Origin of the sequence: Streptomyces sp. NPDC047853, from assembly GCF_043204535.1 — a bacterium.
Classification (GTDB): Bacteria; Actinomycetota; Actinomycetes; order Streptomycetales; family Streptomycetaceae; genus Streptomyces.
In genome coordinates, this window is sequence record NZ_JBIDCI010000017.1 from 49,149 (window position 1) to 68,218 (window position 19,070).

The 19,070-nt window shown below is 74.6% G+C and carries 20 protein-coding genes; 13 read left to right on the forward strand and 7 right to left on the reverse strand.

Annotation, left to right across the window (positions count from 1 at the left end):
* Positions 1-10 precede the first annotated feature (10 nt).
* Positions 11-1,036, reverse strand: coding sequence for a hypothetical protein (locus ACGF5T_RS27565; RefSeq protein WP_356606345.1), 1,026 nt, complete (start codon positions 1,034-1,036; stop codon positions 11-13).
* Positions 1,037-1,184: 148 nt separating this feature from the next.
* Here ACGF5T_RS27565 and ACGF5T_RS27570 point away from each other — a divergent pair, with 148 nt between their 5' ends.
* Together ACGF5T_RS27570 and ACGF5T_RS27575 are read left to right on the forward strand one after the other, a co-directional pair.
* Positions 1,185-1,622 (forward strand): DUF4442 domain-containing protein, encoded by a 438-nt coding sequence (locus ACGF5T_RS27570; protein ID WP_356606913.1) that lies wholly within the window; start codon positions 1,185-1,187, stop codon positions 1,620-1,622.
* Positions 1,623-1,729: 107 nt separating this feature from the next.
* Complete coding sequence (locus tag ACGF5T_RS27575; protein ID WP_356606347.1) at positions 1,730-2,353, forward strand: DedA family protein; 624 nt, start codon at positions 1,730-1,732, stop codon at positions 2,351-2,353.
* Between the two features lie 86 nt (positions 2,354-2,439).
* Here the strand turns inward: ACGF5T_RS27575 and ACGF5T_RS27580 are convergent, their stop codons facing one another.
* Positions 2,440-2,976, reverse strand: coding sequence for a gamma carbonic anhydrase family protein (locus ACGF5T_RS27580; RefSeq protein WP_356606915.1), 537 nt, complete (start codon positions 2,974-2,976; stop codon positions 2,440-2,442).
* Between the two features lie 107 nt (positions 2,977-3,083).
* Between ACGF5T_RS27580 and ACGF5T_RS27585 the strand changes: the two genes are divergently transcribed.
* The 3 genes from ACGF5T_RS27585 to ACGF5T_RS27595 all read left to right on the forward strand — a co-directional run bounded on the left by ACGF5T_RS27585 (position 3,084) and on the right by ACGF5T_RS27595 (position 5,187).
* The gene (locus ACGF5T_RS27585; RefSeq protein ID WP_356606349.1) at positions 3,084-3,887 is read left to right on the forward strand and encodes an acyltransferase; all 804 of its coding nucleotides are present in this window, start codon (positions 3,084-3,086) and stop codon (positions 3,885-3,887) included.
* Positions 3,888-4,013: 126 nt separating this feature from the next.
* Entirely contained in the window at positions 4,014-4,586 is a 573-nt protein-coding gene (locus ACGF5T_RS27590; RefSeq protein ID WP_366767576.1) for an XRE family transcriptional regulator, read from the forward strand.
* Positions 4,587-4,629: 43 nt separating this feature from the next.
* Positions 4,630-5,187, forward strand: coding sequence for a YbaK/EbsC family protein (locus ACGF5T_RS27595; RefSeq protein WP_356606353.1), 558 nt, complete (start codon positions 4,630-4,632; stop codon positions 5,185-5,187).
* Between the two features lie 35 nt (positions 5,188-5,222).
* Here ACGF5T_RS27595 and ACGF5T_RS27600 read toward each other — a convergent pair whose 3' ends face one another.
* Both ACGF5T_RS27600 and ACGF5T_RS27605 read right to left on the reverse strand, forming a co-directional pair.
* On the reverse strand, positions 5,223-6,446 hold the full coding sequence (locus ACGF5T_RS27600) for a 4-hydroxybenzoate 3-monooxygenase (RefSeq protein WP_366767577.1): 1,224 nt from the start codon (positions 6,444-6,446) through the stop codon (positions 5,223-5,225).
* A gap of 170 nt (positions 6,447-6,616) precedes the next feature.
* The gene (locus ACGF5T_RS27605; protein WP_356606357.1) at positions 6,617-7,024 is read right to left on the reverse strand and encodes a CoA-binding protein; all 408 of its coding nucleotides are present in this window, start codon (positions 7,022-7,024) and stop codon (positions 6,617-6,619) included.
* A gap of 174 nt (positions 7,025-7,198) precedes the next feature.
* Here ACGF5T_RS27605 and ACGF5T_RS27610 point away from each other — a divergent pair, with 174 nt between their 5' ends.
* The 4 genes from ACGF5T_RS27610 to ACGF5T_RS27625 all read left to right on the forward strand — a co-directional run bounded on the left by ACGF5T_RS27610 (position 7,199) and on the right by ACGF5T_RS27625 (position 12,888).
* On the forward strand, positions 7,199-7,921 hold the full coding sequence (locus ACGF5T_RS27610; RefSeq protein ID WP_356606359.1) for a hypothetical protein: 723 nt from the start codon (positions 7,199-7,201) through the stop codon (positions 7,919-7,921).
* Between the two features lie 67 nt (positions 7,922-7,988).
* Positions 7,989-8,615, forward strand: coding sequence for a YigZ family protein (locus ACGF5T_RS27615; RefSeq protein WP_356606361.1), 627 nt, complete (start codon positions 7,989-7,991; stop codon positions 8,613-8,615).
* Between the two features lie 119 nt (positions 8,616-8,734).
* Positions 8,735-9,898, forward strand: a complete 1,164-nt coding sequence (locus ACGF5T_RS27620; RefSeq protein ID WP_366767578.1) for an exonuclease SbcCD subunit D — start codon at positions 8,735-8,737, stop codon at positions 9,896-9,898.
* The gene (locus ACGF5T_RS27625; RefSeq protein WP_366767579.1) at positions 9,895-12,888 is read left to right on the forward strand and encodes an SMC family ATPase; all 2,994 of its coding nucleotides are present in this window, start codon (positions 9,895-9,897) and stop codon (positions 12,886-12,888) included. The genes ACGF5T_RS27620 and ACGF5T_RS27625 overlap by 4 nt, the downstream gene beginning before the upstream one ends.
* A gap of 15 nt (positions 12,889-12,903) precedes the next feature.
* On the opposite strand, the gene ACGF5T_RS27630 is transcribed toward ACGF5T_RS27625, so the two are convergent.
* Positions 12,904-13,350, reverse strand: coding sequence for an Lrp/AsnC family transcriptional regulator (locus ACGF5T_RS27630; protein WP_063481504.1), 447 nt, complete (start codon positions 13,348-13,350; stop codon positions 12,904-12,906).
* 161 nt (positions 13,351-13,511) lie between these two features.
* Here ACGF5T_RS27630 and ACGF5T_RS27635 point away from each other — a divergent pair, with 161 nt between their 5' ends.
* The 3 genes from ACGF5T_RS27635 to ACGF5T_RS27645 all read left to right on the forward strand — a co-directional run bounded on the left by ACGF5T_RS27635 (position 13,512) and on the right by ACGF5T_RS27645 (position 15,482).
* Positions 13,512-13,988: a rhodanese-like domain-containing protein gene (locus tag ACGF5T_RS27635; RefSeq protein ID WP_356606367.1), complete on the forward strand. Its 477-nt coding sequence runs from the start codon at positions 13,512-13,514 to the stop codon at positions 13,986-13,988.
* A gap of 21 nt (positions 13,989-14,009) precedes the next feature.
* Positions 14,010-14,525 (forward strand): immunity 21 family protein, encoded by a 516-nt coding sequence (locus ACGF5T_RS27640; protein ID WP_356606369.1) that lies wholly within the window; start codon positions 14,010-14,012, stop codon positions 14,523-14,525.
* 111 nt (positions 14,526-14,636) lie between these two features.
* Complete coding sequence (locus ACGF5T_RS27645; RefSeq protein WP_356606371.1) at positions 14,637-15,482, forward strand: SDR family oxidoreductase; 846 nt, start codon at positions 14,637-14,639, stop codon at positions 15,480-15,482.
* Between the two features lie 19 nt (positions 15,483-15,501).
* Here the strand turns inward: ACGF5T_RS27645 and ACGF5T_RS27650 are convergent, their stop codons facing one another.
* Both ACGF5T_RS27650 and ACGF5T_RS27655 read right to left on the reverse strand, forming a co-directional pair.
* Complete coding sequence (locus ACGF5T_RS27650; protein WP_366767580.1) at positions 15,502-17,190, reverse strand: DUF885 domain-containing protein; 1,689 nt, start codon at positions 17,188-17,190, stop codon at positions 15,502-15,504.
* A gap of 78 nt (positions 17,191-17,268) precedes the next feature.
* The gene (locus ACGF5T_RS27655; RefSeq protein WP_356606375.1) at positions 17,269-17,769 is read right to left on the reverse strand and encodes an Lrp/AsnC family transcriptional regulator; all 501 of its coding nucleotides are present in this window, start codon (positions 17,767-17,769) and stop codon (positions 17,269-17,271) included.
* 60 nt (positions 17,770-17,829) lie between these two features.
* Here ACGF5T_RS27655 and ACGF5T_RS27660 point away from each other — a divergent pair, with 60 nt between their 5' ends.
* Positions 17,830-19,053, forward strand: a complete 1,224-nt coding sequence (locus tag ACGF5T_RS27660) for a PLP-dependent transferase (RefSeq protein ID WP_366767581.1) — start codon at positions 17,830-17,832, stop codon at positions 19,051-19,053.
* Positions 19,054-19,070 lie beyond the last annotated feature (17 nt).

The following is a 19,070-nucleotide window of genomic DNA, read 5'->3' on the forward strand; positions in this document are numbered from 1 at the left end:
GCACGGTGGGCTACGTGTCGGTCGGCGGGGCCTCCGTGAGGCGCACGGTGCTCAGGATCTTCTGCACCGTCGCCTCCGGGATCTCCTCCTTGACACCCTTGGCGCCGTAGAGGTTCCAGGTGACGAAGTCACCCGCGCCGTTCTTGAACGCGAAGGTGATCGCCTTGCCCTCGGTGTCGCACTTGCCCTTCTTGGGCGCGCCCTCCGAGTGCGCCGTGATGACGCTGCCCTCGATGCCGGAGGTCGTGGTGTACGGCTTCGGCTTGCCGTACTTCACGCTCTTCTTGTCCGGCTCGGTGAACCCGCCGTAGATCCACCACGGCACCCGCGTCTCGGCCGCCTGGGCGGCGTCCTTGGCGCCGCTCTCCCCGCGGGTGCCCGCGGTGGCGAGGGAGGTGCTCTCCTTGCGGCCGTCCTTGTTCTCGTCGGTGGTGCACCACTCGGACTTCAGGTAGGCCGGGGCGGTGACGGTGGTGCGCTCGGTCTTGCCCTTCTCCTCCCACTCGAAGCCGACGCTGGTGTCCGTGGAGTCGATCTCCCAGTCCGCGGGCACGTCGAACATGGTGCCGAAGCGGGGGTTGGCGACGACCTTCCAGCCGTCGACGGTCGCCTTCAGCCCGTCGCCGCCGCGCGGGTTGTCCTCGCCACCGGAAGCGCTGGGGTCGGTGGAAGGGGTCTCGGACTTCTCCGCGGAGGCGCTCGCCGACGGCTTGCCGTCCTTGCCCTGGTCCGCCTGGTCGTCCTTGTCACCGCCCAGCACCAGGAACCCGGTGACGCCGGCGGCCACCACCACGGCGAGCGCCGCGACGATCGCGACCACCTTGGTCCGGTTCCCGCCACCACCGCCGCCACCGCCCACGGACGGCTGCGGAGCCGTCGGGGGCTGCGGAGCGCCCCACTGCTGCTGCCCGTACGCGCCGGGCTGCTGCTGGTAGCCGGGCTGCTGGTACGGATTCGGCTGCTGGTACCCCGGCTGCTGGTACGGATTGTTCTGCGGGTTCTGCTCGCCCCCGGGCGGCTGCTGTCCTGGCCACATGAGCAGTCACCCTAATGCCGCCCAGGACACGATTCGGTCACCGGGCCTTGTCAGGGACGTACCGAAACCGCGGACGGGCGCGATCCACGCGGAGGCCTGGCCCCAAGTTGCTACTCGTGGGTAACCTGCTGCCATGAGCGCAGATCAGATGTCGATCGGCGAGTTGCTCGCCGCCACGGTGCCGATGGTCAGGACCCTGAACCTCGAGTACCTGGAGACCACTCCGGAGAAGGCCGTACTGGCCCTGCCGGACCAGAGCGAGTACCGCAACCACGTCGGCGGACCCCACGCCGGAGCCATGTTCACCCTCGGCGAGTCCGCGAGCGGCGCGATCGTGCTGGCCGCCTTCGGCGACCAGCTCTCCCGGGCGGTGCCGCTGCCGGTCACCGCGGAGATCGCCTTCAAGAAGATCGCGCTCGGCCCCGTCAAGGCCACCGCGACGCTGGGCCGCCCCGTCGCCGACGTGGTCGCGGAGCTGGACGCGGGCAGCCGCCCGGAGTTCCCGGTGAGCGTCGCCATCCAGCGTGAGGACGGCGCGGTGACCGGCGAGATGACCGTCATCTGGACCCTGCGTCCCAACGGCTGACACCCGGTGAACCGGTAGGCTTCCCGGGTCGCCCGATCGAGGCGACCCGGGAAGCGGCGCGAGGCCCACCCGGGACCCAGCAGGGATGCGAAGCGGAGGGTGTGGCCTTGCACGTCCAGGAGTGGCTCGACACGGTGCCCGCGGCGGCCGTGTACGCCGTGGTCGGACTCGTCATCGGTCTGGAGAGCCTGGGCATCCCGTTGCCGGGCGAGATCATCCTGGTCTCGGCGGCCCTGCTGTCGTCGCAGCACGGCGGCGTGGACCCGCTGGTCCTCGGGGTCTGCGCCAGCGCGGGCGCGGTGATCGGCGACTCCGTCGGGTACGCCATCGGCCGCAAGGGCGGCCGGCCACTGCTGGCCCGGCTGGGCCGCAGGTTCCCCGGGCACTTCAGCGAGGGGCACATCGCCACCGCCGAGCGCTCCTTCCAGAAGTGGGGCATGTGGGCCGTCTTCTTCGGCCGCTTCGTCGCCCTGCTGCGCATCTTCGCCGGCCCGCTGGCCGGTGTGCTGCGGATGCCGTACTGGAAGTTCCTGATCGCCAACGTCCTCGGCGGCATCGTCTGGGCGGGCGGCACCACCGCGGTCATCTACTACGTCGGCGTCGTCGCCGAGTCCTGGCTCAAGCGGTTCTCCTGGCTGGGCCTGGTGCTCGCCGTGGTCATCGGCGTGACCTCGATGCTGGTCCTGAAGAGGAAGGCGAAGAGGGCGCAGCCGCTCGCCACCGCCGAGTAGCGGCGCGCCCCGGGGGCCCGGCGAGCAGCGGCGCGGGGCGCGGTCCGCGCCGGTCCGTCGTGCGGGCCTTGGGCGCGGGACCTCCGCTACGAGTGCTCTCCCACCGCGGCCCGGTGCTCCACGGCGAGGGCCGCGTACATGGTGCCGTTCAGCGTGACCCCCTGGCGCTCCTCCTCCGTCAGCTCCCGCTTCACCTTCGCCGGCACCCCCGCGACCAGTGAACCCGGGGGCACCCGCATCCCCTGCGGGACCAGGGCCTGGGCCGCGACCAGCGAACCGGCGCCGATCACCGCGCCGTTGAGGACCGTGGCGCCCATGCCGATCAGGCAGTCGTCCTCGACGGTCGCCCCGTGCACCACGGCGTTGTGCCCGACGGAGACCCGCTCACCGACGGTGACGGGGAAGCCCGGGTCGGCGTGGAGCGTGCAGTTGTCCTGGATGTTGCTGCTCGCTCCGACGGAGATCCGCTCGACGTCGCCGCGCAGCACCGCCCCGTACCAGACGCTCGCCCCCGCGTGCAGCGTCACGTCCCCCACGACCGAGGACGTCGGCGCCACGAAGGCCTCCGCGTCCACCTTCGGCTCCCTGCCACCGATGCCCGTGATCAGCGCCTTCTGCGTCATCATCGCCTCCTGCTCGGGTGATGTACGGCACCGTACGCCACCCGGTGGGGTGAAGATCACAGCACTCCCGCTCCGTGCCCGCACCGCACGCCCACTACCGTGAGCGGGTGCCGAAGCGCAAGAACACGTATCCGTCCTGGCGAAGCCGCCTCGCGCAGCGGGCCGTCCACGCGGGCTGGGCCTGGGTGCAGCGCACCGGCTCCGTCACCGCGGCGCACCCCGGCCGCTTCCGCTTCGGCGCCCTGGGCACGGGCACCCGGCTGGCCTTCCCGCTCGGCACGGTCTTCGGCGAACCCTGGATCCACGTGGGCGCCCACTGCATCATCGGCGAGCAGGTCACCCTGACCGCCGGCCTGATGCCGGACCTGGACCTCGGACCCGAGCCGATCCTGCGCATCGGCGACGGGGTCGTCCTCGGGCGCGGCAGCCACGTCATCGCGGACACCACGGTCAGCATCGGCAGCGACTGCTACTTCGGCCCGTACGTCTACGTGACGTCCACCAACCACTCCTACGACGATCCGCACCAGCCCATCGGCAAGCAGTGGCCCCGGATGGACCCGGTGGAGATCGGCCCCGGCTGCTGGGTCGGCACCGGCGCGGTGATCCTGCCCGGCGCGCGGATCGGGCGGAACGTGGTGGTCGCGGCCGGAGCCGTGGTCCGGGGCGCGGTGCCCGACCACTCCGTGGTGGCGGGCGCGCCCGCCCGTGTCGTACGGCGCTGGACGCCCGAGGAGGGCTGGCAGCCGCCGCTGCGCACGCCGGCCCCGGTGCCGATCCCCGACGGGGTCACGCCGGGAGAGCTGCGCGCCCTGTCGCGGCTGGACGACGAGGCGGTGGCGCGCCTCGCCGAGCTGGACGACCGGACCGGGTCGGCGGGCAGGGTCGCGGAACCGGCCGCCGAGGGCTGAGCGTTCGCCGCCCCGGCCGGTCGCCGTCGCCGCGCAGTACAGTTCGGTGAACGTTCGGGTGCATCCGACCGTGGCCCCCGACGCAGCGCGGCACCCGAGAACAGTGGACAAGAACCTGGACGGAACGTGGCCGACCTCGACCTGCTGACCCAGTCCCTGGCGCGCAACGTCAAGCGCTGGCGCGGCGAGCGCGGCTTCACCCTGGAGACGCTCGCCGCCCGGGCCGGCGTCAGTCGCGGCATGCTCATCCAGATCGAGCAGGCCCGCACCAACCCCAGCCTCGGCACGGTGGTGAAGATCGGTGACGCGCTCGGCATCAGCATCAGCACGCTGCTCGACCGGGAGCAGGGGCCCACGGTCCGCGTCGTCCCCGCGGAGCAGGCGATCCGGCTCTGGCACACCGACGCCGGCAGTTTCAGCCGGCTGCTCGCCGGCGTGGAGGCGCCCGGCCCGCTGGAGATGTGGGAGTGGCGGCTCATGCCGGGCGAGAGCAGCCCGTCCGACCCGCACCCCACCGGCACGGTCGAACTCGTGCACGTCACGGCCGGGGAACTGACCCTCACCGTCGACGGGGTGGCACACCGCGTGCCGACGGGCGCCAGCGCCTCCTTCGAGTCGGACACCCCGCACACGTACGGAAACGAGGGCGACGGGCCGATGGAGATGACCATGGCGGTCTCGGTGCCGCCCGTCCGCTGAGACGGCCGTCCCCCGCACCGCCCGCCGTTGTTAGCGTGCCGCCATGCACGCACCCATCGGGAACTTCGACAGCGCCACACCCGCCCCGGACTGCCTCGACGAGCTGACCCGCCCGGTCGCCGACGCCGTACGCCACTGGCGCGGCAGCACCCCCGCCGACCAGATCCTCTACGTCGACACCGACCCGCGATGGGCCGACACCGCCGTCTTCGTCGAGCACTACGGCCGGGAGCTGCTCGAACAGTCCGCGAACTGCGTGGTCGTCACCGGCAAGCGGGGTGGCGGCAGCACCCTGGCCGCCTGCGTGGTCCTGTCCACCACCCGGGTCGACGTCAACGGGGCCGTACGCCGCCACCTCGGGGCCCGCAAGGCCTCGTTCGCCCCGATGGACACGGCGACGGGCGAGACCGGCATGGAGTACGGCGGCATCACCCCGGTCGGGCTGCCCGGGGACTGGCCCGTGCTGGTGGACCCGGCCGTCGTCGACCTGCCGTACGTCCTCGTCGGCAGCGGACGGCGGCGCGGCAAGCTGCTGGTGCCGGGCAAGGCCTTCGCCGAACTGCCGGGCGCCGCGGTCCTGGAGGGGCTCGGCGTCGCCTGAGCGGGCGCGGGACGCGCCGCGCGTGACGGTAGGACTCAGCCGGTGGTCCGGGCGCCGACGTACAGCTCGGCGAACGCCGCCGCCGCGACGGGCGAGTCGAACAGGCGCCGGAGCCGGGCCAGCGCGACGCCCGCCCGGTGCGGATCGCCCGACGTCGTGCCGTGGTACAGCTCCGCGAGCCACTGGGAGAACTCCTGGTAGTCCCACACCCGGGCGAGGCAGGCGGCCGAGTAGCCGGACAGTCCCGTGTCGTCGCCCCGCGCGAGGTGCTCGACCAGTCCGTCACCGAGCAGGAAGGCGTCGTGCAGGGCGAGGTTCAGGCCCTTGGCGGCGATCGGCGCGGTGAGGTGGGCCGCGTCCCCCGCCAGGAAGAGGCGACCGAGGGCCATGGGCTCGACGACGTAGCCGTGCATGTCCAGGACCCGCTTCTCGATCAGGCGTCCCTCCTCGGGCGGCGGCGCGCCGACCGCGCCGAGCCGTTGACCGAGCTCCGTCCAGACCCGCTCGTGCGGCCAGTTCGCCGGGTCGTCGCCCGGTGGGCACTGGAGGTAGTAGCGGGTCACCTCGGGGCTGCGCGCCATGTGGCCGGCGAATCCGCGCGGGTGCACGCCGAAGACGACACAGTCGGCCGACGGCGGCGCCTCGGCCAGGAGCGCCAGCCAGCCGACGCCGTAGTCGTGGCGTGCGACCCGGACCCGCCCGGACGGCAGCGCCGCCCGGCTCACCCCGCGCGCGCCGTCGCATCCCGCGACGAAGGAGGCCTCCACGGTGCGCCGTTCACCGGTCTCGGGACACCGGTACGACACCGACGGCCGGTCGGATTGCGGACCGTGCAGGCGGACGTCCCGGACGCCGAAACGGATCTCCCCGCCCCGCACGTCCGCGAACTCCCGGACCAGGTCCGTGACGAGGAACTGCTGCGGATAGATGAAGTGGTGCCGACCGGTCAGCCCGGTGTACCCGAACCGGTGGCGCTCCCCGCCGAAGCGGAACTCGCACTCGGTGTGCGCCTGCGCCCGCTCCAGCAGGTTCCGCGCCAGTCCGCGCCGTTCCAGCCCGCGTACGGCCCACTCCTCGATGACCCCGGCCCTGGGCCGGCGCTCGATGAACTCACGGGTCTCGGTCTCCAGGACCAGGCAGTCGACGCCCGCGGCGCGCAGGATGTTGCCGACGGTGAGTCCGGCCGGCCCCGCGCCCACGACGACGACCGGAAAGCGCTGCGGAGCCCCGGAGCCGGCCGGGGGAGAGGCTGCGGTCACTCGAACAGTATGTCGGCGGCGTGCGGCCCACGGGAACCGCACGGACAGCGCCCGGCGCCGGGGACGCACCGGGCTTCGCGCTCCTCGCGGGCGCCGCGCTCGCCCGGGGCACCGGTGGCCGGCGCGCCCTGGTCATCTCGGTGACCGCCCGGCGGGGGCGGCCCGCCGGATCAGCCGAGCCGCGGGATCTCGATGGCCGGGCAGCGGTCCATCACCATGTCCAGGCCCGCCGCCCGGGTCCGTTCGTACGCGGCCTCGTCGAGCACCCCAAGCTGGAACCAGACCGCGCGGGCTCCCTTCGTCACCGCCTCGTCGGCCACCGCCCCGGCCAGGTCGCTGTTGACGAAGACGTCGACGACGTCCACGTCGAAGGGGATGTCCGCGAGGGAGGCGTAACCCCGCTCGCCGTGCACCGTCTCCGCCTTGGGGTGCACGGGCACGACCCGCTTGCCGAAGCGCTGGAGCACCTCGGCGACGCCGTACGCCGCGCGCTGCCGGTTGGACGACAGGCCCACCACGGCCCAGGTGTCACCCGACTCGGTGAGGATCTTGCGGACGGTTGCCTCGTCGCCGTGCACCGGCGGCCTCCTCGGACTCTGGACGACCCGCTTGTCGCGCCTTCCGGTGGGGACAACGGACGGCGGCCCGAGGGGATTCCCCGTGCGGCCGCGGACCTCCGTGGCCCGCCCCGGGGCAGCGACCGCGAGCGCGCCCCTGGTGCGTCCCGCGCCCGCCCCGCCTACGCTCACCCCGTGCTGCACATCATCGACGCCCGGACCGCAGAGCCCGCCCCCGCCGCTCCCGTGCGCCGGGGCCCGACCCGGGTCCAGGCGCACGTGCCGGCCCGTGACACGGCCGGGCTGCGCGTCCTGCTCGTCGCCGATCTGCTGATCCGTGCCCTGGAACTCGACGGCACGCCCGCGTGGGCCGTGCTGTCCGGTCCGGCGGGCGAGGAGGACGGGGCACGGCTGCGGGCGGACGCGGCCGCCCTCGGCATCCGTCCCTTCGAGGCCGCTGCCGCCGGCTCCGGTCCGGGTGCCGGCCAGGTCGTGCACGTTCTGCGCGAAGGGCACGCCGCACCGGACGGCACGACCCTCGCCGTCGCCCCGGTGGACCCGGCCGCACCCGACCTCGCCGACCCCGACGCCCTGCGCCTCGCCCTGCTGTCGCGGCACCACCACGCGCGCGTGGAACTCGGCGCGACCGCGGTGGACGAGGCCCGGGACACGCTCGCACGCTGGCGCCGCGCGGTCGCCCGCTGGGCGCGGCAGCCCTCGCGCCCCGTGCCGGGCGAGGTGCGCGACCGGCTGCGGGACGCCTGGGAGGACGACCTGGACGCACCCGCCGTCCTGCGGGTCCTGCGCCGCGTGGAGGAGGACCCGGACCTCCCGGACGGGGCCCGGTTCGAGACCTACGCCTACGCCGACCGCTTCCTGGGACTCCACCTCGCCCGCGACGTCGGAGCCCCGCAGTGACCGCCCGCCCCCGGCCCGGGCCGACCGTGCCGAGGGGCGGGCGCCGGTGAGCGCATAGGCTGGCGGAATGCAGGACGAGTACCGCACGGTCGCCCGCGTGGGTGTGCACGAGACAGAGATCAACCGCTCCCGCTTCCTGTGCGCCCTCGCCCCGGCCGCCACCGAGCAGGACGCCCAGGCGTTCGTCGCGGGCAGGCGCAAGGAGCACGCCGACGCCTCCCACAACTGCTGGGCCTACGTCATCGGAGCCGACGCGGCCGTCCAGAAGGCCGGCGACGACGGCGAGCCCGGCGGGACGGCCGGCGTACCGATGCTCCAGATGCTGCTGCGCCGCGACATGCGGTACGTCGTCGCCGTCGTCACCCGGTACTACGGCGGGGTCAAGCTCGGCGCGGGCGGCCTCATCCGCGCCTACGGGGGTGCGGTCGGCGAGGCGCTGGACGACCTCGGCACGCTCACCCGCCGCCGGTTCCGGCTGGCCACGGTGACGGTCGACCACCAACGCGCCGGGAAGCTCCAGAACGACCTGCACGCGGCGGGACGCGCGGTACGCGAGGTGCGGTACGCCGAGGCCGTCACCATCGAGGTCGGCCTGCCGGAGGCCGAGGTGGACGCCTTCCGGTCCTGGCTCGCGGACGCCACCGCGGGCACGGCCGGCTTCGCCCTGGGCGGCGAGGCGTACGGCGACGCGTGAGGGCCGGAGCGACCGACAACGGACAAGAGGGTCGTAACGGCCTTTTACGGGGCGGTGTGAGGGGCGAAACGGGAGTAACCCCCCCGGGCTGTCGGACCCTGCCGTTAACCTCGGGGATCATGCGACTGCTGCACACTTCCGACTGGCATCTGGGCCGGGCGTTCCACCGCGTGAACATGCTCGACGCCCAGGCCGGCTTCATCGGCCACCTCGTCGCGACCGTGCGCGAGCACGCGGTCGACGCCGTGGTCGTGTCGGGAGACGTGTACGACCGGGCGGTGCCGCCGCTCGCCGCGGTCGAGCTGTTCGACGACGCCCTGCACCGCCTCGCCGACCTCGGGGTGCCGACGGTGATGATCTCGGGCAACCACGACTCGGCCCGCCGCCTCGGCGTCGGCGCCGGACTCATCGACCGTGCCGGCATCCACCTGCGCACCGACCCCGCGGGGTGCGGGACGCCGGTGCTGCTGGCGGACGCGCACGGCGAGGTGGCCTTCTACGGACTGCCGTACCTGGAGCCCGCCCTCGTGAAGGCCGCGTTCGGGGTGGAGAAGGCGGGGCACGAGGCGGTGCTCGCCGCGGCCATGGACCGGGTCCGCGCCGACCTCGCGACGCGCGCGCGGGGGACGCGGTCCGTCGTCCTCGCCCACGCCTTCGTCACCGGCGGCGAACAGAGCGACAGCGAGCGGGACATCACCGTCGGCGGAGTGGCCGCCGTGCCCAGCGGGGTCTTCGACGGCGTCGACTACGTGGCGCTCGGGCACCTGCACGGCTGCCAGACCCTCACCGAGCGCGTGCGCTACTCCGGCTCCCCGCTGCCGTACTCCTTCTCCGAGGCCACGCACCGCAAGAGCATGTGGCTCGTCGACCTCGACGCCGACGGCTCGGTCACCGCCGAGCGTCTCGACTGCCCCGTGCCGCGCGCGCTGGCCCGCCTGCGGGGCACCCTGGAGGAGCTGCTCGCCGACCCCGGGCTGACCCCGCACGAGGAGGCGTGGGTCGAGGCGACCCTCACCGACCCGGTCCGCCCGGCCGACCCCATGGCCAGACTCACCGGCCGCTTCCCGCACACCCTGAGCCTCGTCTTCGACCCCGAGCGGGGCCCGGAGGACCCCGCCGTCTCCTACGCGCGGCGGCTCGCCGGCCGCGACGACCGGCAGATCGCGGAGGACTTCGTGACGCACGTACGGGGCGCGGGACCGGACCGCCACGAACGGACCGTGCTGCGGGACGCCTTCGACGCGGTGCGCGCGGACGACACCGTCCGGGAGGTGGCCCGGTGAGGCTGCACCGACTGGACATCACCGCGTTCGGGCCCTTCGGCGCCTCGCAGAGCGTCGACTTCGACGAGCTGTCGGCGGCCGGGATCTTCCTGCTGCACGGCCCGACCGGCGCCGGCAAGACGTCCGTCCTCGACGCCGTGTGCTACGCGCTGTACGGGTCGGTCCCCGGCGCCCGCCAGAGCGCCCAGGGCGCGACCCTGCGCAGCGACCACGCCGCCGTCGGCACCCGCACCGAGGTGCGCCTCGAACTCACCGTCGCCGGCCGGCGGCTGGAGGTCACCCGGCAGCCGCCCTGGGAGCGTCCGAAGCTGCGCGGCAAGGGCACCACCGTCGACAAGGCCCAGACCTGGCTGCGCGAGTACGACGCGGGCGCCGGGGCCTGGAAGGACCTCAGCCGCTCGCACCAGGAGATCGGGGAGGAGATCACCCAGCTGCTCGGTATGAGCCGCGAGCAGTTCTGCCAGGTCGTGCTGCTGCCCCAGGGGGACTTCGCGCGCTTCCTGCGCGCCGACGCGGAAGCGCGCGGCAAGCTGCTCGGCCGGCTCTTCGACACCCGGCGCTTCGCCGAGGTCGAGAAGCACCTGGCCGAGCGGCGCCGTGCCGCCGAGGCCCAGGTGCGCGAGGGGGACGCGGCCCTGCTGGCCGACGCGCACCGGATGCAGCAGGCCGCCGGCGACGCCATGGAACTGCCGGAGCTGGCGCCGGGCGAGCCGGGCCTGGCCGAGGCCGTGCTGGGCGCCGCCGCGGTCGCCCGCAGCACGGCCCGGGAGCTGCTGGACATCGCCGAGGGCCGGCTCGCGGCCACCGAGTCCGCCCAGGCCGCCGCCGAGCGCGACCTGGCCGACGCCCGGGACCTGCACCGGCTCCAGCTGAGGTCCGCCGAGGCGCGGGAGCGGGCCGCACGGCTCGCGGAGCGGGCCGACGCCCACCGCGCCGCCCAGGAGCGCATGGAGCGGGGCCGCAAGGCCGAGGCCGTGGCCCCCGCACTGGAGCTGAGGGACGGCACGGACAGCGAACACCGCCGGGCGGCGGCCGCCGAGGCACGGGTGCGCGCCCTGCTGCCGGAGGCCCTCGCCGGCGCGGGCGCCGCCGGCCTGGCCGCCGCCGCCCGCCGGACGGCCGAGGAACTGGGCGGGCTGGAATCGGCCCGCCGAGCCGAGCAGCGCCTCGCCGAACTGACCGAGGAGCGGACCCGGCTGGAGCGCCAGGAGCGCGCCGACGAGGACGTCCTGCACGAGGCGGAGACCTGGCTCGCCGGCTGGGAGGCCACGCGCACCGGACTGCAGAGCCGCCTCGACCTGGCACAGGAGGCGGCGGCCCGCGCCGAGCAGCTCGCCGTCCAGCGCGACCCGGCCCGGCGCCGGCTGAACGCGGCCCGGCAGCGGGACCAGTTCGCCGGCGACACCGACGAGGCCGCGCGCCGGGCGCTGGACTCGGCCGAACGGGCCGTCGCGGCCCGCGCCCACTGGCTCGACCTCAAGGAGCAGCGGCTGGACGGCATAGCGGCCGAACTCGCCGCGGGCCTCACCGACGGCGCACCGTGCGCGGTGTGCGGCGCCACCGAACACCCCGCCCCCGCCCGCAAGGTCGTCGGGCACGTCGACCGGGAGGCGGAGGAGGAGGCCCTCGCCGCCTACCAGGCGGCCGACGACCGGCGCGCCGAGGCCGAACGACGCCTGGGCACCGTACGGGAGGCGCTGGCCGCGGCCACCGCGGAGGCCGGGGACGCGCCCACCGCCCGGCTGGCGGAGGAGGCCGAGGAGCTGGAGCGGCAGTACGCGCGGGCGCGGGCCACCGCCTCGGGGCTGCACGCCGCGCAGGAGGAGCTGCGCCGGGCCGGGGAGGAGCGGGAGCAGCGGGTCGCCGCCCAGCAGCAGGCCGCCGTCCGCGCCGCCTCGCGGGTCGGCAACCGGGAGCGACTGGAGAGCGAGCGGCTCGCCCTGGAGGAGGAGTTGACCCGGGCCCGCGGGACCGCGGACAGCGTGGCGGCGCGGGTCACGGAGCTGGAGCGCCGGGCCGAGCGGCTCACCGAGGCCGCCGAGGCCGCCCGCGTCGCCGAGGACACGGCCCAGCGGCTCAAGGACGCCGACGCCCGGCTCGCCGACGCCGCCTTCCGCGCCGGTTTCGACACTCCCCGGGACGCCGCCGCCGCACTCCTCGACGACGCCGCCCACCGGGACCTGCAACGGCGGCTCGACGCCTGGCAGTCCGAGGACTCCGCCGTCCGCGCCCTCCTCGCCGAGGCCGACACCGCCGACGCGGCCCGGCGCCCGCCCGCCGACCTCCCGGCGGCGGAACGCGCCGCCGCCGACGCGGGCCGGCGGCTGCGCGAGGCCTCCTCGGCACGGGACGCCGCCGCCCGGCGCTGCGCCGAACTCGACCGCCTGTCCACGCAGGCCACCGCCTCCGTGCGCCGACTGCTCCCGCTGCGCGAGGAACACGGACGCGTGGCCCGTCTCGCCACCCTCGCCGCCGGCACCTCGGCGGACAACGAACGCCGGATGCGCCTGGAGTCCTACGTGCTGGCCGCCCGGCTGGAGCAGGTCGCCGCGGCGGCCACCGCGCGGCTCGCGCGCATGTCCTCGGGCCGCTACACCCTCGTCCACTCCGACGACCGCACCGGGCGCGGCCGCAGCGGCCTCGGCCTGCACGTCGTCGACGCCTGGACCGGACGCGCACGCGACACGGCCACCCTGTCCGGCGGTGAGACGTTCTTCGCCTCGCTCGCCCTCGCCCTCGGCCTCGCCGACGTCGTCACCGACGAGGCCGGCGGTGTGCGCCTCGACACCCTCTTCATCGACGAGGGTTTCGGGAGCCTCGACGACCAGACCCTCGACGAGGTCCTCGACGTCCTCGACTCCCTGCGCGAGCGGGACCGCAGCGTCGGCATCGTCAGCCACGTCGCCGACCTGCGGCGGCGGATCCACGCCCAACTGGAGGTGGTGAAGGGCCGGTCGGGTTCGGCGTTGCGGCAGCGGGGCGCCGGCTGAGCGGCCGCCGGGCCTTCAGCGGCCCAGGGGCCGGCGGGGGAGGGGCGAGGAGTAGACGACGCTCGTGGTCACCGAGCCGAGGGCGCTGATCCGGCCCGAGACCTGCTCCAGGTGCCGCATCGAACGGGCCGCGACCTTGATCACGAAGCAGTCGTCCCCCGTGACGTGATGGGCCTCCAGGATCTCGGGCGTCACGGCGACCAGGTCGTGGAACGGCTTGTAGTTGGCGACCGGGTAGCGCAGCCGCACGAACGCCAGGATCGGCAGCCCCAGCCGTTCGGGGTCCACCACCGCCGCGTACCCCTGGATCACCCCGGTCTCCTCGAGCCGGCGCACCCGCTCGGTCACCGCGCTCGCGGACATCGAGACGGCACGGGCGAGTTCGGCGAAGCTGGCCCGCCCGTTGCGCTGGAGGGCGTCGAGGATGAGCCAGTCGGTGGCGTCCGGTGAATACGTGGTCATCCCGGATGGATAGCAGGGAATCCCCGGCGGAGCAACGTGTACGCCGGGGAAGTGTCCTTCTGTGGGGCGTTCACAAACCTTAGATTTCTGGCCAGGAGATCCGGCGAGATCCGACGAGATCCGGCGAGATCCGACGAGATCCGACGAGGAGAGGTCCCACCATGAGCGCCACCACCGCCCACCCCGTCCTGCGCGTCGCCCCCGCGCCGTCCGCGGAGGCCGCCGCGTACTTCCGGGCGAGCCTCGCCTTCCACACCGACGTCTCCGACGTCGCCGCCGCCCTCGCGGCCGGCGGCGACCCGGGATTCGTCCTCGTGGACTGCCGCTCCACCGAGTCCTGGGACCAGGGCCACGTCCCCGGCGCCGTCCACCTGCCCACCGCGCTCGTCCCCGAGCAGGCCCCCCGGCTCCTCGATCCCGCGGTGCCGGTCGTGACGTACTGCTGGGGGCCCGGTTGCGACGGCGCGAAGCGCGCCGCCCTCGCCCTCGCCGAACTCGGTTACCGCGTCAAGGAGATGCTCGGCGGCTTCGAGTACTGGGTGCGTGAGGGCTTCGCCCACGAGACCCGGCAGGGCACCGGGCGCCGCGCCGTGGACCCCCTGACCTCCCCGGTGGACGCGGCCGACTGCGGCTGCTGACGGGCGTGTAGGTTCTGCCGCATGGTGCGATACGCGGAGCCGGGCGCGGTGGAGTGGGTCGAGTCGGGCGGCGGTCCGCTGATAGCGGTCCCGGAGACGGTCCTGCCGTTCTGGACGGGTGCCGACGGCGAGGAGACGGCCTCCGACTACGACCGGGCCTGCGAGGTCGACGGCCACGTCGGGCTCCTCCCGGTCGGCGACGCCACGGCCCTGGTGCTGGGCGACGAGCCCGCCTCCACCGCGTATCTGCCCGACCACGGTGCCTTCGTCCGCTGGTGCGCCGCGGACTCCGAGGCCGAGGTCCTGGCCGGGGTGCCCGCCGCACTGGACGCCGTCGAGTGGGACACCGAGGTGTCCTGGCGGGTGTCCGGCCCCGTGCTGCTGTTCGACGCTGCGTGGCCCGGCGCCGACTGCGAGCGCGCCGAGCACGTGCGGGTCGCCCTGGAACCGGGCCGCTACGCGGTACGCGCGGCCGAGGTGCGCCCCGGCCCCGAGACCTGGCTGAACGTCGTGCAACTGCGGCGGCTCGACGGGTAGTCCACGCGGGTGGTCGACGGAGGGGTCGACCCGTGGCCCCCCGGGGCCGCCCGCGCCGGCGGAGCGAAATCGGCGTGCGGGCCGGTGGCGGACCGCCCATCATGGTTGCCCATGCCACGAATTCCCCAGCCGACCCCCGAAGAACTGCGGCGCGACCCCCTGCCCTTGCGCGGCCGGACCGCCCTCGTCACCGGAGCCGGCCGACGCGGCGGCATCGGCCACGCCGTGGCCCGGCGGCTCGCCGCGTACGGAGCAAGCGTCTACCTGCACCACCACATTCCGCACGACGCCGCCATGCCCTGGGGCGCCGACCGGCCCGAGGAGGTGGTCGCCTCCGTACGTGCCGCACTCGGCGACCCGGACGCCGCCGTCGTCGCCGGCCCCGGCGACCTCTCCGACCCCGAGGCGCCGGGCGAACTCCTCGCCACCGCCGCCGGGGCGCTCGGCGGACGGCTGGACATCCTGGTCGCCAACCACGCGCTCAGCGGCTCCGACGGCACCCTGGACACCATCGACGCCGCCATGCTCGACGCGCACTGGCGGGTCGACACCCGCTCGGTGCTGCTGCTCGTCCAGGCCTTCGCCCGGCTGCGCGCCGAACTGCCGCCCCGCACCCCCGGCGGACGCGTCGTGCTGATGACCTCCGGCCAGGACATCGCGGGCGGCATGCCCGGCGAGATCGCCTACGCCCTGCAGAAGGGCGCCCTCGCCTCCGTCACACGCTCCCTGTCGACGGCGCTCGCCGACAACGCCGTCACCGTGAACGCCGTCAACCCGGGCCCCGTGGACACCGGTTACATGACGGGCGAGGACTACGAGGCCATCGCCGCGCTCTTCCCCGCCGGACGGTGGGGCATGCCCGACGACCCGGCCCGCCTCGTCGCGTGGCTCGCCACGGACGAGGCGGAGTGGGTCACCGGTCAGGTCGTCGACTCGGAGGGCGGCTTCCGGCGGTGAGCCGGTGCCGGCGGCGAGCTCAGAGCCGGGACAGCTCGTCCACCAGGTCGTCCAGCCCCAGCGAGCCCTGGGAGAGGGCGGCCATGTGCCAGGCCTTGAGGTCGAAGGAGGCACCGCGGCGCTCGCGCGCGTTCTCCCGGCCCAGCAGCCACGCCCGCTCACCGAGCTTGTAGCCGATCGCCTGGCCCGGGATCGTCAGGTACCGGGTCAGCTCGCTCTCCACGAAGTCCGCCGGGCGGCTGCTGTGCGCGCCGAAGAACTCCTGGGCCAGCTCCGGCGTCCAGCGCTCGCCCGGGTGGAACGGCGAGTCGGCCGGGATCTCCAGCTCCAGGTGCATGCCGATGTCCACGATGACCCGGGCGGCCCGCATCATCTGCGCGTCCAGGTAGCCGAGGCGCTGCTCGGCGTCCGTGAGGAAGCCCAGCTCGTCCATCAGCCGCTCCGCGTACAGCGCCCAGCCCTCGGCGTTGGCGCTGACCATGCCGACCGAGGCCTGGTAGCGCGAGAGGTCCTCGGCGACGTGCGCCCACTGGGCGAGCTGGAGGTGATGGCCGGGGACGCCCTCGTGGTACCAGGTGGAGACCAGGTCGTAGACGGGGAAGCGGGTCAGGCCCATCGTCGGCAGCCAGGTGCGGCCGGGGCGCGAGAAGTCCTCCGACGGAGGCGTGTAGTAGGGGGCCGCGGCGCTGCCCGGCGGGGCGATGTGCGACTCCACCTTCCGCACCCGCTCGGCGAGTTCGAAGTGGGTGCCGTCCAGCGACTCGATGGCCTCGTCCATCAGGCCCTGGAGCCAGGCGCGGACCTCGTCGACGCCCTCGATGTGCCTGCCGTGCTCGTCCAGGTGCGCCAGCGCCACCCAGGGCGTCTCGGCGCCCGGCAGGATCTTCTCCGCCTCCTGCTTCATCTCGGCCAGCAGCCGGTGGTACTCGGCCCAGCCGTACGCGTACGCCTCGTCCAGGTCCAGGTCGGTGCCGTTGTAGTAGCGCGACCAGCGGGCGTAGCGCTCGCGGCCGACGGTGTCCGGGGACCCCTCGATCGCCGGCGCGTACACCTCGCGCATCCAGTCCCGCAGCCGGGCCACGGCCGCCGTCGCGGCCCCGGCCGCCTCGTCCAGTTCGGCGCGCAGTGCCTCGGGGCCGGCGGACGCGAAGTCCTCGAACCAGCCGCGGCCCTCCCCCGTGTCGGCCCACTCGCCGAGCTGGTCGACGAACGTGGCGGTCGGCCGCGGCGAGGCGTACAGCTTGCGCTCCAGGCCCAGTGACAGGGACTCGCGGTAGCCCGCGAGCGTCGCGGGCACCGCGCGCAGCCGCTCGGCGATCCGGGCCCAGTCCTCGTCCGTCCCCGTCGGCGTCACCGTGAAGACCTCACGCACCCCGTGCACGGCGGTGCCCAGGTTGCCGACCGAGCGCAGGCCCTCCTCCGCCTCGTGCACGGCGAGTTCGGCGGTGAGGCGCTCGCGCAGCAGCCTGGCGCAGCGCCGCTCCACGTCGCTGTCCCCGCCGGGCCGGCGCTCCGCCTCGTCCAGCCGGGCGAGCGTGGTCCGCGCCAGCTCCGCGAGAGCTTCCTGCCCCGCGGGCGAGAGATCGGGCAGACGGCTGGAACTCACCTGCACGCCGAGGTACGTACCGGTGACCGGGTCGAGGGCGATGAGGTCGTCGACGTAGGCGTCGGCAACCTCGCGGGGCAACGGGCTCTTGGTCTCTGACATGCGGACATCCTCGTACGGATACCGGTGCCGCGTCAGCCCGCTCCGGCAGGCCCGGCGGCGCGGGCGGCCGGATTTCGCTCAGGGCGTGGCGGGGGTGGCGGGGGTGGCGGAGGGCGGCAGCAGGGGGCCGCACTCCCACTGCTGGAAGATCAGCCGCGTCTCGACCCGGGCCACCTCCCGACGGGAGGTGAACTCGTCCAGGACCAGCCGCTGGAGATCCGACATGTCGGCGACCGCGACATGGACCAGGTAGTCGTCGGGGCCGGTGAGGTGGAAGACGGTGCGCGACTCCGGAAGGGCCCTGATCCGGTCCACGAACGGACCCACCAGCTCCCGCCGGTGCGGGCGCACCTGCACCGACAGCAGCGCCTGGAGCCCGCGCCCCAGCTTCGCCGGGTCCAGTTCGAGCCGGTGGCCGAGGATCACCCCGGCCCGCCGCAGCCTGGCCACCCGGTCCAGACAGGTCGACGGGGCCACGCCGACCTGGGCGGCGAGGTCGCGGTAGGTGGTCCGGGCGTCGTTCTGCAGCAGCCGCAGCAGCTGGAGATCCACCGGATCCAGTACGACGGACTCGGTCATGGGCCGAACGTAGCACGGTCACCGGCCCGGCCGGCCCGTTCGGTGTTCACCCTTGCGCCCATGGACTCTGCGCGCACGCCCACGTCATCACCCCACGACGTACGCACCGCCCCGCACCCGGGCAGGGCACTGGCCACCGAGGCGGTGCACGCCGGCCGCGACGACCTCGCGGGCCGGGGACTGCACGCCCCGCCCATCGACCTGTCCACGACCTACCCGTCGTACGACAGCCGCGGTGAGGCGGCCCGCATCGACGCGTTCGCCACCACCGGCGCCGACCCGCAGGGCCCGCCGGTCTACGGCCGCCTCGGCAACCCCACCGTCGCCCGTTTCGAGACGGCGCTGGCCCGGCTGGAGGGCACCGAGGCCGCCGTCGCCTTCGCCAGCGGGATGGCCGCGCTGACCGCGGTCCTGCTGGTCCGCGCCTCGATGGGACTGCGGCACGTCGTGGCCGTACGGCCCCTGTACGGGTGCAGCGACCACCTGCTGACCGCCGGACTGCTGGGGTCGGAGGTCACCTGGACCGACCCGGCGGGTATCGCCGACGCGCTGCGTCCGGACACCGGCCTGGTGCTCGTGGAGTCGCCCGCCAATCCCACCCTGGCCGAGGTGGACCTGCGGGCCGTCGCCCACGCCTGCGGCTCGGTGCCGCTGCTCGTGGACAACACCTTCGCCACGCCCGTCCTGCAGCGCCCCGCCGAGCAGGGCGCCCGGCTGGTGCTGCACAGCGCCACCAAGTACCTCGGCGGGCACGGGGACGTGCTGGCCGGTGTCGTGGCCTGCGACGAGGAGTTCGCCGGCCGGCTGCGGCAGGTGCGGTTCGCCACGGGGGGCGTTCTGCACCCGCTGGCCGGATACCTCCTGTTGCGCGGGCTGTCCACCCTGCCCGTGCGGGTGCGGGCCGCCTCCGCCAACGTCGCGGTACTGGTCGAGCGGCTCGCCGCCGACCCGCGCGTGACGCGCGTCCACTACCCGCGGATCGGCGGCGCGATGGTCTCCTTCGAGATCCACGGCGACCCGCACGAGGTCATCGCCCGGGTCCGCCTGATCACCCCGGCGGTGAGCCTCGGCAGCGTCGACACGCTGATCCAGCACCCGGCGTCCATCAGCCACCGCATCGTCGACGCCGACGACCGCCGGGACGCCGGGGTGGGGGACCGGCTGCTGCGGTTGTCGGTCGGCCTGGAGGACGTGGACGACCTGTGGGCCGACCTGGACCACGCGCTGGGGGAGCGGGTGGCCGAGGCGATCCCCCTGCGGGAGGCGCTGGCGCGGGCCGAGTGACCACAGGGGCGGGCCCC